The sequence below is a fragment of the Aurantibrevibacter litoralis genome (assembly GCF_034651555.1).
GTDB classification, from domain to species: domain Bacteria; phylum Bacteroidota; class Bacteroidia; order Flavobacteriales; family Flavobacteriaceae; genus Aurantibrevibacter; species Aurantibrevibacter litoralis.
This window is the reverse complement of sequence record NZ_JAYEEQ010000003.1, coordinates 54,586-68,896: the sequence shown is the minus strand read 5'-3', so window position 1 is coordinate 68,896 and position 14,311 is coordinate 54,586. Positions and strand designations below refer to the sequence as shown.

Genomic DNA, 14,311 nt, shown 5'->3' with positions numbered 1-14,311 from the left:
ATTTATAGTGTTCCTATTATATTTTTACGTTTACCCCTATGGTATACACCGCAGGTACAGGAGAGGTTTGATTGTCTACTCCGTCGGCGACTTCAGGATTAAATCCATTATAATCAAATACGGTAAGGGGCTTTTCTGCCGTAACATAGATTCTAAGTTGAGGCAAGCCCGGATGTTCCCTGTTTTTGTTGATGGTATACCCAAGAGAAATGTTTTGAATCCTGAAGAAATCGCCATCTTCAATAAAAAAATTATTGAGTCGCTGGTTCCATCCTTTGCGAATACCGGCTGCGGAAGGATAGCTATTCGATGTTCCTTCTCCGTGCCATCGATTAATGGCGAAATCCCTATCGATATTTGTGCTGGTGGTAAAGATGACCTCTCCTCTTTTTCGATTTAGAATCTTATTTCCCCCTTGGCCAAACCCACTAAGCGAAAAATCGAAGCTTTTATATTCAAAACCCAAATTGAAACCAAAGGAATAGTCCGGTAAGAAAGAACCCAAAACTTTACGATCGTCATCGGTAATGTCGCCATCGCCATTAATATCCTTATATTTAAAATCGCCGGGTACCAAATTATTGGCAACGGCCACCGGATCTGCTTGTATTTCAGCTTCATTTTGATACACACCAATTACCTCTCTGCCATAAAAAGCGAATAGGGACTGATCTACAATGGACCGCTGCCTAAACTCTGCACTACCGGCATCGAGAAAGGGCTGCCCTCCCAAATCCTTCACTTTATTAGTCAAGGTCGCAAAATTACCACCAATACTATAGCTAAAGTTGTCGGAAACTCTCTTGCTCCAATTGAGTGCCAATTCAAAACCTGAATTCCGTATCTCACCAATATTTTGTCGTGTACTGCCCGGAATTAGAGGACGAAGCACAGGAATTACGGCATCTTGAGTGTTACGGACATAATAATCGGCTTCTATAGACAAATTATTGTTCAGCATTCGTGCGGACAAACCTCCATTTACCTCTTCGGTAACTTCCCACTTTAGGGCGGTAAAATCGCTACTGGTGCTTACTCCGGATACCAGCACATCATCAAGCGCTGTATTTACCACATTTGAAGTTATAGAACCCTCACTGGATGGCACTTTATCGTTCCCCAAGCGCCCCCAGCTTCCGCGTAGTTTTATAAAATCAAATACTCCATTATTCTCCATAAAAGTTTCTTGCGAAAGCACCCAAGCGGCACCAACGGTTGGGAAATAGCCCCATTTTTCTTGATATTTATTAGTTCCGTCTGCACGGAAGGTGCCGTACAAAAGATACCTATCATCAAAATTATAAGAAATACGGCCAAAAAATGAAAGTCCAAATTCTTTGCGCCCATTATCTCTTACATCATCTTGTACAATGGTTTGTGCCTGATCTAAAAAGAACGCTTCCTCGCCACTTAATGGAAAATTAAGACCACGGGCTTGCAACATTTCAAAAGATTCGTTTCTAAAAGACGAACCTCCAAGCACACTTAGATTATGTTTTCCAAATGCCTCGGTATACGTAAGTGTATTGTCCCAAATTTGGTTCGAAATGGTGATGTTTCGCTTAAGAATGGAAGCATCTTCTCTTTGGAAATTATCTCCAATAAAAAACGGTAGCCGAATTTCCCGCCTTTCCTCGGTCTGGAAATTGTGATTATACGCTGTTTTGAACGTAAGCTTTTTAGGGATAAATTCTATTTGTGCATAAAAATTGGCGAGCACATTTCTGATCTTTGACCTATTTTCGGTAAAATCCATAGATGGGAATGGGTTTTGACCATTTCGAAAACCCAAATCCTGTGCATTGGCATAGCGCACGGGAGTGGCATTTACGTTAAGCTCATCAAATACCGGCAAAATGGGCACCGCAAAAAAAGCTTGCCGCCAAGCCGAGTCTTCGGCGTCATATCTTGTGGCATTGCTGAGCACTACATTGCCACCTACGGTTAACCTGTCATTTACTTTAAAGTCTATTCTACTCCTCAAATTGAAGCGTTGGTATTCATTTTTCATTTTAAGGAGGCCTTCTTGTTCAAAATAATTACCTCCAATAGAATAGGTAGCATTATCACTGCCACCATTAAAGCCCAAACTGTGGTTTTGAATAAGACCCAATCGGGTAACCTCATCATACCAATCTGTATTTACATTAGGAATGTTAGGGTTCACCCTACTGCGACCAAATCGCTGCATGGCATTGAGAATGAATTGCGCATCGGGGGCAGAACCGGACTCTAACGCAATGGTAGTAAACTGCTCGGAATTGGCCATCTTTAAGACATTTTGAGCCACTTGATACCCCGTATACCCATCGTAGGTAATTTCGGATTTTTTATTAAACGTGCCCGATTTTGTTTCAATAATAACAACGCCATTGGCTGCTCTTACTCCATAAATAGCAGCTGCCGAAGCATCTTTTAAGACAGATACCGAAGCAATGTCCGAGGGATTTAAAAAGGTGATGTCCTCAAAAAAAGCACCATCTACTACAAACAACGGTCCCGCAGCATTTGGATCAAAAGACCCTACACCTCTTACCCTTACGGTGGGTGCCTGTCCCGGTGATCCGTTATTTACAATCTGAAGTCCGGCTACTCTGCCTTGTAAGGCTTGCATGGCATTTCCGGTAGGGTTCATCATTAATTCTTCCGCCTTTACCGTGGTTATAGCGGAGGTCAAATCTTTGGACTTAATTTGTCCGTACCCAATAACCACAACTTCATCTAATGCCTGAGCATCTTCCTGTAAAGCAATGGCCAACGCAGTGCGGCCATTCACATTTATTTCCTGTTCTATGAAACCAATATAGCTGATCACTAGTGTCCCGTTGGATGGAATATTGCCAAGCACAAAATTTCCATCGAAATCGGATTGGGTGCCTGTATTGGTTCCTTTAAGTAGTACACTTGCCCCGGGTAAAGGCTCACCATTGACATCTGTAATTGATCCTGATACCGTTACGCTGACTTGACCAACAAGCACCAATTGAAACAGAAAAAAACAGATTGTCAAAATTCTGTGGGTTATTTTCATAATTATTTAATATTTGAGTTAGATTAATGCCAAATTACCAATTAATTCAATAGATCATCTTATGTTGGCCTACATAAAAAATACATCAAAGACACAAGCCATTGAAATGCCTGTAGAAACAACGTTTTGCAGTAGTTTGGAGAAGCGTAAAAGTTAAATAATTAACAGTATGATGTAGTAATGATGTATCGCAAATACACGGAGGTGAGCACGCTACAGGATATGAAAACCCCTTTATTTAAAGCTTATCATAAAATTAGTAATGTTTTCGTTACTATCTAATCCAAGTTTTTTGCGTAAGCGATAGCGATGTATCTCTACGCCTCGTGTAGTAATGCCCAATAACGGTCCTATTTCCTTTGAGGTTAGATTCATTTTTAGATACGCACATAATTTAAGATCCTTTGGGGTAAGCTCCTTATACGTGGCCAATAGTTTTTCAAAAAAATCTTCGTGCAACTCTTTAAAATTGATTTCAAAATTACGCCAGTCTTCGTCATCGTTTATGGAATGATCTAGCTTTTTTATAAAAGAACGATAGCGCTGTTGATTCGAGAATTTTTCCTTATTCACCAATAGCATCCCTTTTAACTCTTGAATAAGTTCATTTTTCTTGGCTACATTCATGGCAGTACTTGTGAGTTCCTTTTGTTTCGATCGGACTTCTTTCGCCATTTTTTCCTTTTCGAGTTTCATAAGGTGTTCCTTCTGTTCTCGTTCCATCTGTCTTTTTAATTCATTGTGTTTTCTATTCAATTTTAATCTATTATACCGTCTAATGGACAATAGTACACCAATACCCAATAATCCATATAGCATAAGGCTTGGTTTGGTAAGATACCACGGTGGTGCTATTTCAAATTGAAGGACATACGGCTGCGATGTTTCATTGTTTATTCCCAGCGTTGCCACACGTAGTTCATAGGTACCAAAGGGAAGGTTCTGAAAATTTAGAGTTCCTGAATATACTATAGCCGACTGTTCCTTTGCCCCTGAAAGTTGATAATAATAACCGGGTCTTAATAGCCCTGGCACCGCCATCTGAATAGTAATATCTTGAGCTTCTTTATGTGGAATTTTAAAGATAGTAGATTGTAGCGAATACCTGTTATGCTCGTCTTTAAAATACTCTAAGGAAGGTGATGGCAAGCGTACATCGCGCAAATAGCGCTTAAAAATATTGAGGTTAATTTTCCCAAAACCATCGCCGAGGGTGAAAAAATAAAGCGAGTCGTTTAATTTGATCAGGTTTTCCGCTTCTGGTGATAGTCGCTTTCTCATTTGGGTAGATAAAAGAATAACCAAACTATCCTGCTTTAAATCTGTGTACACAAGCTCGTCGCTGGTTTCATTATCTATAAACCAAAAATGCCCGTCATCGGTGCGGAGCAACTCCTTATTTTGGTAAGGATTAAATTCAATAAAAGGAGCGATCTTATCTAAAATAGGGTCGTATTTATACCATTTCCCATCACTTTGGATAATAATCTGATTTTTAATATTATAAAGTTTGATGTTATAATTATTAGGGATTTCCTCGGTGGTAAATTCTTTCATTTCCACAATGGCATCAAAATCCGAATTAATTTTTATGCGATACAATCCCTTGTACGGATGCGCCACCCATAGAACTTCATTATTCTCAAAGCAAAATTGTTTCACAGGAAAATCGAGGCCTGCTACACGAGTTATTTCCCAAAGTCTGTTAGAATTCCGATGGTATTTTGTGATTCCATTATACGTACCTTGCAAAAAAACATTCCTTTCTTCAGGTACTTTTATAAATTGATATCCACCTGCATAACTGGTAATCTTGTGAAATGAATCTTGTGATACGCGATAGGTTCCCGTGTTGTGACCCACCAACAAATCGCCCTCTAGTACTTCCAAATCCCACACATGACCTTGCGAACCTTCAATAAATTCTAATTTATCATCGAGAAAAGTGTACACACCGGTATTACTCCCCAAATACAACTGATCTTTATACGTCGCAATATCATACACTGTACCCAAAATACCGGAATAGTCTGTGAAAAAGGAAATCGGCGTATGTAGTTGAACTCTATCGATACCATTGTCTAAACCTACCCAAAGATCATCTTGAAATTGCACCAAGGATAATACCGTATTATTTTGTAGCCCTGTTTCCCTATTAAGACGTTCTATGGTTTTTGTAGTGATATTGTACAGATATATACCATTTTTAATGGTGCCAAAAGCAATCTTACCCGAGGTTACGTAGAGTATTTTATTAAGCTGATGTAATTTCAGTTCGCGGTTTACGGTTTCATCCCAAGGAATTAGGAGGTTATTGCGCAACAAATAACATCCGTTTTGTTTGGTGCCTATTAGTAGTTCATTATCTGCCAAAACCGCAAGATCTACGATAATATTATCTGTAAAAAAATCGTCGTCTTTCCAAAGTTTCAGCGTATTCCCTTCTAACCAAAATAGGCCATTGCTATCACTCGCCACTAGGATTTTGTCTTTATAAAGTGTCATATCCATAATTACAACATTGGGCTGTACCACTTTTATGGTATCATGCTGATAGATATATATTTTAAAAAACGACCTAAAAATAATTTGATCTTTGTACGCAATGATCTCCCAAAATTCCTCACTCGAAAACACATTGTTATCTATAAGATGTGTAAGTGAGGTATATACCAACATCCCCACTTCGTTTTTTGTCCAAAAGCCAAACTCCTCATAAGATCCTGTGTAAATTTTCCCATCAACATAGGCTACAGAACGAATTATGGTATTGTTCGGAAGTTTATAGAGCTGCCATTGCTCGCCATTATAATAAAGCAAGCCTTTGTTGTTAGCCACAAATAAACCACCCGAATCATCGGTTGCCAATCCCCAGTTCTGACTAGCGGCATTATAATCAAACACTTTATAGTTATGAATGGGAGGCACCATATGCTGTGCCATTAGGCATAACGGAAGCAACCATATAGAATATGGAATATATCGGATCACAAAATAAAGTAGGCCCGGCATTCTGGGGATATTTTTTTATAAAACTTAGCCATGAATATACGAAAATCATTGACTATTGTTACTTGTTTTGTCCTTCCCTTGTCCTTAGTGCATAGTATTACCTTTTAGCATGCATCTTCAGGATTGTAAAGATATTCGATTTGCATACGTAAACCGCTTCCTTATATGACATCCGTCATAGTAATCCCTTCCTGCATCGCTTATCTTTGCCGCAAACGTTTTGCCAATGAATCATCTTGTCGATAAATACAATATTCCCGGACCCCGATATACAAGTTACCCTACGGTTCCGTATTGGAATAGGGATACATTTTCGGAAAAGCAATGGATTCATACCCTACAGAAAGGTTTTGATGAAAGTAACCAAACCGATGGCATTAGCCTGTACATACACCTGCCATTTTGCGAAAGCATGTGTACTTTTTGCGGCTGCCATAAACGCATCACTAAACGCCACGATGTAGAAAGTCCCTATATTAGGTCTGTACTAAAAGAATGGCGGCTCTACCTCGCATTTTTTACGCACAAACCCAAAATTAAGGAATTGCATTTAGGGGGAGGAACACCTACCTTCTTCTCGCCCGAGAATCTGGCATTGCTAATTAACGGCATCTTTACACATGCCGATAAGGCCAATGACTGTGAGATGAGTTTTGAAGGTCATCCGAACAATACCACAAAAGCACACTTGCAAACCCTTTATGATTTGGGTTTTAGAAGGGTAAGTTACGGAGTACAAGATTATAACAAAACCATACAAATGGCCATTCATAGAATACAACCCTTTGAAAAAGTAAAAGAGGTTACGGACATGGCCAGAACTATAGGATATACTTCGGTAGGACACGATATTATCTTTGGGCTGCCCCACCAAACCACCGAAGACGTAACAACGACCATTGCAAAAACAAAAGAATTAATGCCGGATCGACTGGCATTTTATAGTTATGCTCATGTTCCTTGGATGAAAGGCAACGGGCAGAGAGGTTTCAAAGATAGCGATTTGCCCTCCCCTGTTGAAAAACGAAATCAATACGAAACAGGCAAGCGGTTGCTGGCCAAGGTGGGGTACCATGAAATTGGGATGGATCATTTTGCCCTAGCTACAGACAGTTTATACAAGGCTATAGCCGCTAAAACCCTTCACCGCAATTTTATGGGATATACCGTGTCTAAAACCCGATTGATGGTTGGCTTGGGTGCGTCTAGCATAAGCGACAGTTGGTACGGTTTTGCCCAAAATGTAAAGAGTTTGGAGGAGTACAATCATTTGGTTGAAAATGAGATCATTCCCATTTACCGAGGGCATATTTTAACCGAGGAAGATCAGATCATTAGGCGTCATATTTTAAATTTAATGTGCTCCATGCAAACGTCTTTGGCACATGCCAATGAAAAATTTAATGAGCTCCCTTTGGTGATAGAACGCCTGCGAGAGATGGAAAATGATGGGTTGGTAACAATCTCCGATACCTTAATTGAAATTACCCCACTAGGAAGGCCCTTTGTACGAAACATTTGTATGGCTTTTGATGTACTCCTCCATAGAAAGGCTCCTGAGACCAAAATATTCTCGATGACCATTTAGAAATAACCCAAAAACTTAGAAAACATGAAAAGAATTATTGTCCCCGTAGATTTCTCTGAACCCTCCGAATATGCTTTAAAAGTTGCCGTTTCTTTAGCCAAAAAACACGATTCAGAAATTTTAGCCCTACATATGTTAGAATTGTCGCAAGGTGTTTTTACGTCACCAGAAGGCCCTTATATCGATCAAAGTGTGTTTTTTATAGAACTGGCAAAGAAGCGATTTGCCGAGTTTTTAGATAAACCGTATTTGAAGGGTATATCCATTACACCCATCATAAAACATTTTAAAGTATTTAGGGAAGTAAATGAAGTAGCGGCCCAGCACGGTGCCGATTTAGTGGTTATTGGTTCCCACGGTGCCGAAGGCCTTAAAGAAATCTTTATTGGATCTAATGCTCAAAAAGTAGTACGCCATTCCGACATTCCGGTGCTCGTGGTAAAAGACGATATGCCCGAATTTAAGGTAGATCACTTTGTGTTTGCTTCTGATTTTAAGGACGCCGATATGAATGCGTATTTGAAAGCCAATGATTTTGCACGAAAGTTAAAGGCAAAAATCCATTTGGTTTATATAAATATACCGGGAGATTCATTTTTAAGCCATCAGGATGCCCAAAAACGGATAGATGCCTTTCTGTCAAAAGCGGGAGCCACGCATCATGTTCAAATTTACAATGATTATAGTGTAGAAGAAGGTGTTCTAAATTTCGGTGAAACCATAAATGCCGATTTAGTTGGGATCCCTACACATGGCCGTAAAGGCCTTTCGCACTTCTTTATGGGGAGCATTGGGGAAGATATCGTGAACCATTCCAAAATACCGGTGGTGACCTTTAAGATATAATATAAATACGTTCTTGAAACAGACTATCTCCGAGGCAAGCCGCAAGGGTATCCCTTCGATAAATACCATACTGAGTTTATTGAAGTGCTCCGGGCAGGTTTTCCAGTTTCATTGGTACCAGAAGGTCAAAACCGAAATTCATTATGTTACCTCACCCGAAACTGCCAATAGTAGTTTCATTACATGGGTCTTCTGCTTTCGATATCCTTTGGAAAAAGCTCAAAGCCTGACATTTTTGTTTAAAAAGTAACTACTTACTCCCTTGATCCTTTTTGAAGTCGGTAGTTTGCCGCACACCAAAGGTTACACCAATCGCATCGTCTCCGGATTCCAACGTACGGGTTGTCCTTGAGCGTAACTTTCATTGGCCAACAACGCAGCTCCGGCCGCTCGCAAGCCAAAAGTAGCGTCTTGCACTACCGTATTTTCTCCTCGTATCCCTTGAAAAAAATTGTAAAAATGATCATAATGGCCGCCTTTATAATCTTCAGGTGCCCGCCAGATGGTTTCACCAAGATGGAGGGAAGATTTTCGTTCCGGCGGATGCTTAAGCGCGTATTCGGTCTTCATTTTTTGCTGATTGGCTTCTGTGTAGGCATTCATGGAATACCCACCCGGAATCATCCCCAATTTAGAGCGACTTAGTTTTACCGTCTGTGAGCCCACTTCCATAACCCCTTCAGTTCCCACAAGTCGGAAACCGCCCCCATCACCGGATCCGGCAATAAAATTTACCCGAAATGACGCATTAAACGCAGCATGGGTATCCGTCTTGGGATAATCGTAAAAGGTAAGGGTTACATCGGGCACATCCCTGCCGTCTTTCCAATAGCGAAGACCTCCCGTAGATAGTGCTCGATTAGGGCCTTTAGAACTCAAAATAAAATTTAAGGTAGAAAAAGCATGCACAAACAAATCTCCTGCCACCCCTGTGCCATAATCCTTATAATTGCGCCATCGGAAAAAACGAATGGGATCGTACGCCGTTTTTGGAGCATTCCCCAAAAAAGTATCAAAATCTATCGTATCCGGATTGGCATCCGGTGGAATCGGGTATTGCCAAGCACCTTCAGCAGAATAGCGGTCATTGTACATATCCAGCATAACCATCTCTCCTATTGCCCCTTCTTCATAGAGTTGTTTTGCCTTTTCATTCCCCAGAGAAGCCATAGTCTGACTCCCTACCTGGCAAATTTTTCCGGTTTCTTGTTGCGCTTTTATAATTTCGTGCCCCTCTTCAAATCGCTGTATCATTGGTTTTTCACAATACACTGCTTTCCCTGCTTTAAGGGCATCAATCGTTATTTTCTTATGCCAATGATCAGGTGTGGCTACAATAACCGCATCGATATCGGGGCGGGATAATATTTCCCTATAATCCCGTGTAGTAAACAAATCGGATCCCCAAAGCTCCTTGGCGCGATCCAGTCGCCCGGAATACAAATCGCACACCGCAACAAGTTTTACGCCCGCAACCTTTAAGGCCGCATTGGTGTCGTAAATGCCCTGAATACCGCTGCCAATAAGGGCTATTTGGATGTGGTCGTTTAGTGAAAAACGGGGCAAAATATAATCTCTTTTGAGCCATAAGGTTTGCTCGTAGGATGTGGCCAATACATAGGGCGCTGCTGTTACGGCAGCCGAACCCAATGCCGCATTTTTCAAAAAGGTTCTGCGGGAAGCTTGATTATTCTGTTTCTTCATTAGTTGTTTGATTTGAATAAAAACCTGTTGAATATACCATTTTAAGTGGCAGCTCGCAAAACTCAACTACGAATTTCTCATCATACTTATATCAAAAAAAAAAATCAACTAGGTCAGAAATTAAAAAAAGCCCGATTGGTTGTTGGTTGATCGTTGTTCGTTGTTCGTTGTTTGTTGATCGTTGCTCGTTGTTCGCAAATTGTTTCATTATTACATTTTCAAATCAACAAATTAACAAATCATCAAATCGTTGTTTGTTGATCGTTGTTCGTTGTTCGTTGTTGGTTGAGCGTTGATCGTAAATTGTTTCATTATTACATTTTCAAATCAACAAATTAACAAATCAACAAATCGTTGTTCGTTGTTGGTTGAGCGTTGATCGTAAATTGTTTCATTATTACATTTTCAAATCAACAAATCGTTGTTCGTTGATCGTTGATCGTAAATTGGTTCATTGTTATATTTTCAAATCAACAAATCAACAAATTAACAAATCATCTAATCGTTGTTCGGTGCTGATTTCAACCTATAAACTTTCGAATTTTATGATAAAAATCATATTGTTTTATTCGTACCGGTGCTAATTTGGCTTCGTGAAAAACATTGGAATTTTTGGGGTACTCCTTTTACTGCTTGCTAAGCCGTTTTGGCCCATTGCGGAGTATATCGTAAACTTTGATTACATCGTAAATGTGCTTTGCGAGAATAAAGACAATGCGAAGTTGCAATGCGATGGCAAGTGTTATCTGATGAAAAAACTAGCACAGGCGTCGGAAGGTGCCCACGATAATCCTTTTGAAAAAAATCAAACCAAAAACGAATTAGAACTTCATTGGGTAGTATGGTTCCCAGCGCCATTTTTATTCAAAAATACTATTGATGCTAAGGTAGTACATCATTTTAAAACGACCCAAAACGTATTAACTTTTTTATTTACCTCAGATATCGCCCAACCACCGGAACTAGGATAATTTAATCTTGAACGCAATTGCATTTAGAACCGCTATGGTTCATTTTAGCGGCGTTCACCTCACACAATACGAATTATCTAAAACATAGCAAATGAACACTTTTAGGAGTACGCCATTCGCAACCAACGTGCGGATAGCGACAGGCTCTATGGGGCAAGGTCTCTGTACGGTCTTACTAATTTTTTGGGTCTCATTTAAGGGATTTACCCAAGACCCACTTTTAATCTTTCAACAAGACTCCATTTTAACCATTAATTTGGATGAAGTTATTGTGATTTCCTCGAAGAGTGCCTTGGAGTATCACAAAAAATCGAAATCACTTTCATCTATAGACGCCTATTTGGAATCGGCTCAAAAAGTGCAAATGATAAAAAGGGGCGCTTATGCATGGGAACCTACGTTAAACAATATGGCTTCGGAGCGTCTCTCCATAACCATTGACGGGATGCGCATTTTTGGAGCCTGTACCGACAAAATGGATCCTATTACGTCTTATGTGGATGTTTCTAATCTTGCCGAAGCGCATGTAGCCTCCGGACAGCAGGGTGCCAAATATGGCACTACTATCGGCGGAGCCATAGATTTGGAAATAGACAAAAGTAACTTTTCCGAAACAGGTTTTAGTGCTCGCTTAGAAAACGGGTTTGAAAGCAATAATCAACAGCGCATTATTGGAGCCAATGCCAATTACTCTAATGCCTCATTTTTTGTAGACAATGATATTATGTTCCGAAAAGCAGCGAATTATATTGCCGGCGGAGGTGAGGAGGTAGCCTTTTCTCAATTTGAAAAGTATAACATTGCTACTCACATAGGCTACAAGTTTCAAGAAGGTAAGGCTTTGTATGGCACCATCATCTTTGATGAAGCCCGAGATATAGGATATCCTGCCCTTACAATGGATGTTTCCTTAGCAAGAGCTTTTATAACATCGCTAAGTTTTGATCAGGAAACACTAGGGCCATTGAAAAACTGGAGCAGTAAAATCTACTTTAATAAGGTTACCCATATTATGGACGATTCTAAGCGCCCAGATGTGCCTATTCGGATGGACATGCCCGGGTGGAGCACTACGTTTGGATTTCTCTCCGAAGCAGCTGCCAAAGTGGGGTTACATCATTTTTTGGTGAAATGGGATGGATTTTATAACCAATCTTTGGCAGAAATGACCATGTATCCCCAAAACCCCAATGAAAAAGAAATGTTTATGCTTACTTGGCCCGATGTGCATAGCGTAAATGTCGGACTTTATGGGGAAGACACCTTAAAATTGCCCCTTGGAACCTTAAAAGTATACGCAAGAATGGCTCTTCAAAATGCTAGGATAGCCGACGAGATGGGGTTTAACAGCCTGCGTATTTTTAATCCGAATATGACAGATACCCAGCATCGGTTTCTAAAAAGCGTGGCAGTACAATGGAATCGTGACCTGTACCCTATCCGTATTCAAACAGGCATTTCCTATGGGGATCGTGCACCTTCGGTGTCTGAAGCCTTTGGATTTTATTTGTTTAACAGCTTTGATAACCACGACTACATTGGTAATCCGAATCTAAAAAACGAACAGTCCATAGAAGGTAACCTCAAAATCACCTTAGAAAAGTCTAACGTAAAAGCAAGCTTGGATGGTTCCATTTTTAGAATGCCTAATTATATTATTGGCGAGGTACATTCCGGATTAAGTGCCATGACCATTGGTGCCCAAGGTGTTAAAATGTACAAAAACCTCAATGATGCACAATTGGCAACTATGTCGTTTAATACGGAGTATAAACCAAGCGCAGCATGGTCGTTAAAGGCATTGGTTTCTTACCATCGCGGTAAAGATGATGAAAACAGGAATCTTCCCTTTATAAGTCCATTGACATATACCCTTGATGTACACTACCGTACTCAAGATTTTTCGGCCGGAGCAACAATGAACGGTGCGGGCAAACAAGTACATTTTAATCCGGATTTTGGGGAAGATCAGACGCTGGCATACCGAGTATTTTCTGTCTATCTCGGAAAGGATTTTAAACTAAATCATGGCTTAGTATTTACAAAATTAGGTGCGGAAAATATATTAGACACCTATTATTCCACCTATACCGACTGGAAAAACATTCCACGTATGGGACGTAATTTTTTTGTAACACTCGCCTATCACTTTCAATAATCTAATACATATAACTATAACAATAATATTAAATAACATATCTCATGAAAAACATAAACCCTTTATCAAAAATTACGCTCTTTAAATTAATCTGTAAAAACATACGATTTATCATTATTCCTTTTATCGTATCTGGCGGCATTCTTTCCTGTAGCTCAGATAACGAAGTTCCCGACACTATTGCCCCAGATCCTTTGGCCGATTTTAAGTTGGTAACCACTATAGATTCGGAGGCACATGCCATAGAGGTTTACTCGGAAAACCAAAATTTTACTGTAGGTTATAACGAACTTTATGTTCGTGTCAAAGATGTAACTCAAGGAACTTACCTAGCGCAATCTCAAATCACTTGGCAGCCGATGATGCACATGATGCAAATGAATCACTCCTGTCCCTATTCGGATTTGGCTATCACAGAGGTTGAAACCATATCCAAAGGGTATATCGTTTTTCAAATGCCCGGGAATACGGACGAATTTTGGGATCTTACCGTAAATTATACCGTAAACGGACAAGAGTATAGTGCTTCTAAAGTCATAAACGTAATGTTGCCCGTAGATGAAAAACAAAAGGTAAGTGTATTTATGGGTGCCGATGAAACCCGTTATGTGCTGGCAATGACGGGGCCAAAAGCACCCCAGATCGCTGTAAACGACATCACGGCTCTGCTTTTTAAAATGGAGAACATGATGCACTTTCCTGTAGTAGAAAATTACACGATAACGCTAGATCCTCGTATGCCCGGCATGGGCAACCATAGTTCTCCTAATAATGTAGATTTAAGTTATGATGCCAAAACCCAAGGATATGCAGGCAAACTCGCGCTTACTATGACGGGGTATTGGAAGCTCAATTTAACTGTAGTAAACGAAGCTGGTGAGCTCCTTAAAGGGGAAGTCCTTACCGAAGATCATTTGGAGAGTAGTTTGTTTTTCGAAATCGAGTTTTAATCGGTATTCAGGTAGTTTTAGTGCTGGCCATCCAAAGGAAACTTTGGGTGG

General features: G+C 40.1%; 8 protein-coding genes. 5 read left to right on the top strand and 3 right to left on the bottom strand.

The genetic code is table 11. From position 1 onward, the window contains the following. Window positions 1-16: 16 nt before the first annotated feature. Together U1E44_RS03955 and U1E44_RS03950 are read right to left on the bottom strand one after the other, a co-directional pair. Window positions 17-3,031: a SusC/RagA family TonB-linked outer membrane protein gene (locus U1E44_RS03955; RefSeq protein ID WP_322929749.1), complete on the bottom strand. Its 3,015-nt coding sequence runs from the start codon at window positions 3,029-3,031 to the stop codon at window positions 17-19. A gap of 234 nt (window positions 3,032-3,265) precedes the next feature. Next, the gene (locus U1E44_RS03950; RefSeq protein ID WP_322929748.1) at window positions 3,266-6,043 is read right to left on the bottom strand and encodes a helix-turn-helix and ligand-binding sensor domain-containing protein; all 2,778 of its coding nucleotides are present in this window, start codon (window positions 6,041-6,043) and stop codon (window positions 3,266-3,268) included. A gap of 226 nt (window positions 6,044-6,269) precedes the next feature. Here U1E44_RS03950 and hemN point away from each other — a divergent pair, with 226 nt between their 5' ends. Together hemN and U1E44_RS03940 are read left to right on the top strand one after the other, a co-directional pair. Further along, entirely contained in the window at window positions 6,270-7,631 is a 1,362-nt protein-coding gene (gene hemN, locus U1E44_RS03945) for an oxygen-independent coproporphyrinogen III oxidase (RefSeq protein ID WP_322929747.1), read from the top strand. A gap of 24 nt (window positions 7,632-7,655) precedes the next feature. After that, a complete protein-coding gene (locus U1E44_RS03940) occupies window positions 7,656-8,477 on the top strand; it encodes a universal stress protein (RefSeq protein WP_322929746.1) in 822 nt (273 codons plus the stop codon). A 303-nt stretch (window positions 8,478-8,780) separates the two neighbouring features. Here the strand turns inward: U1E44_RS03940 and U1E44_RS03935 are convergent, their stop codons facing one another. Further along, window positions 8,781-10,181, bottom strand: coding sequence for a Gfo/Idh/MocA family protein (locus U1E44_RS03935; protein ID WP_322929745.1), 1,401 nt, complete (start codon window positions 10,179-10,181; stop codon window positions 8,781-8,783). A 593-nt stretch (window positions 10,182-10,774) separates the two neighbouring features. Here U1E44_RS03935 and U1E44_RS03930 point away from each other — a divergent pair. The 3 genes from U1E44_RS03930 (at window position 10,775) to U1E44_RS03920 (ending at window position 14,260) form a co-directional block, all read left to right on the top strand. Continuing rightward, window positions 10,775-11,152 carry a hypothetical protein gene (locus tag U1E44_RS03930; RefSeq protein ID WP_322929744.1) on the top strand — a complete coding sequence of 126 codons (378 nt, stop codon included), beginning with the start codon at window positions 10,775-10,777 and terminating at the stop codon, window positions 11,150-11,152. Window positions 11,153-11,243: 91 nt separating this feature from the next. After that, the gene (locus U1E44_RS03925) at window positions 11,244-13,310 is read left to right on the top strand and encodes a TonB-copper family protein (RefSeq protein WP_322929743.1); all 2,067 of its coding nucleotides are present in this window, start codon (window positions 11,244-11,246) and stop codon (window positions 13,308-13,310) included. A 44-nt stretch (window positions 13,311-13,354) separates the two neighbouring features. After that, complete coding sequence (locus U1E44_RS03920) at window positions 13,355-14,260, top strand: hypothetical protein (RefSeq protein ID WP_322929742.1); 906 nt, start codon at window positions 13,355-13,357, stop codon at window positions 14,258-14,260. The last annotated feature ends 51 nt before the right edge of the window (window positions 14,261-14,311 follow it).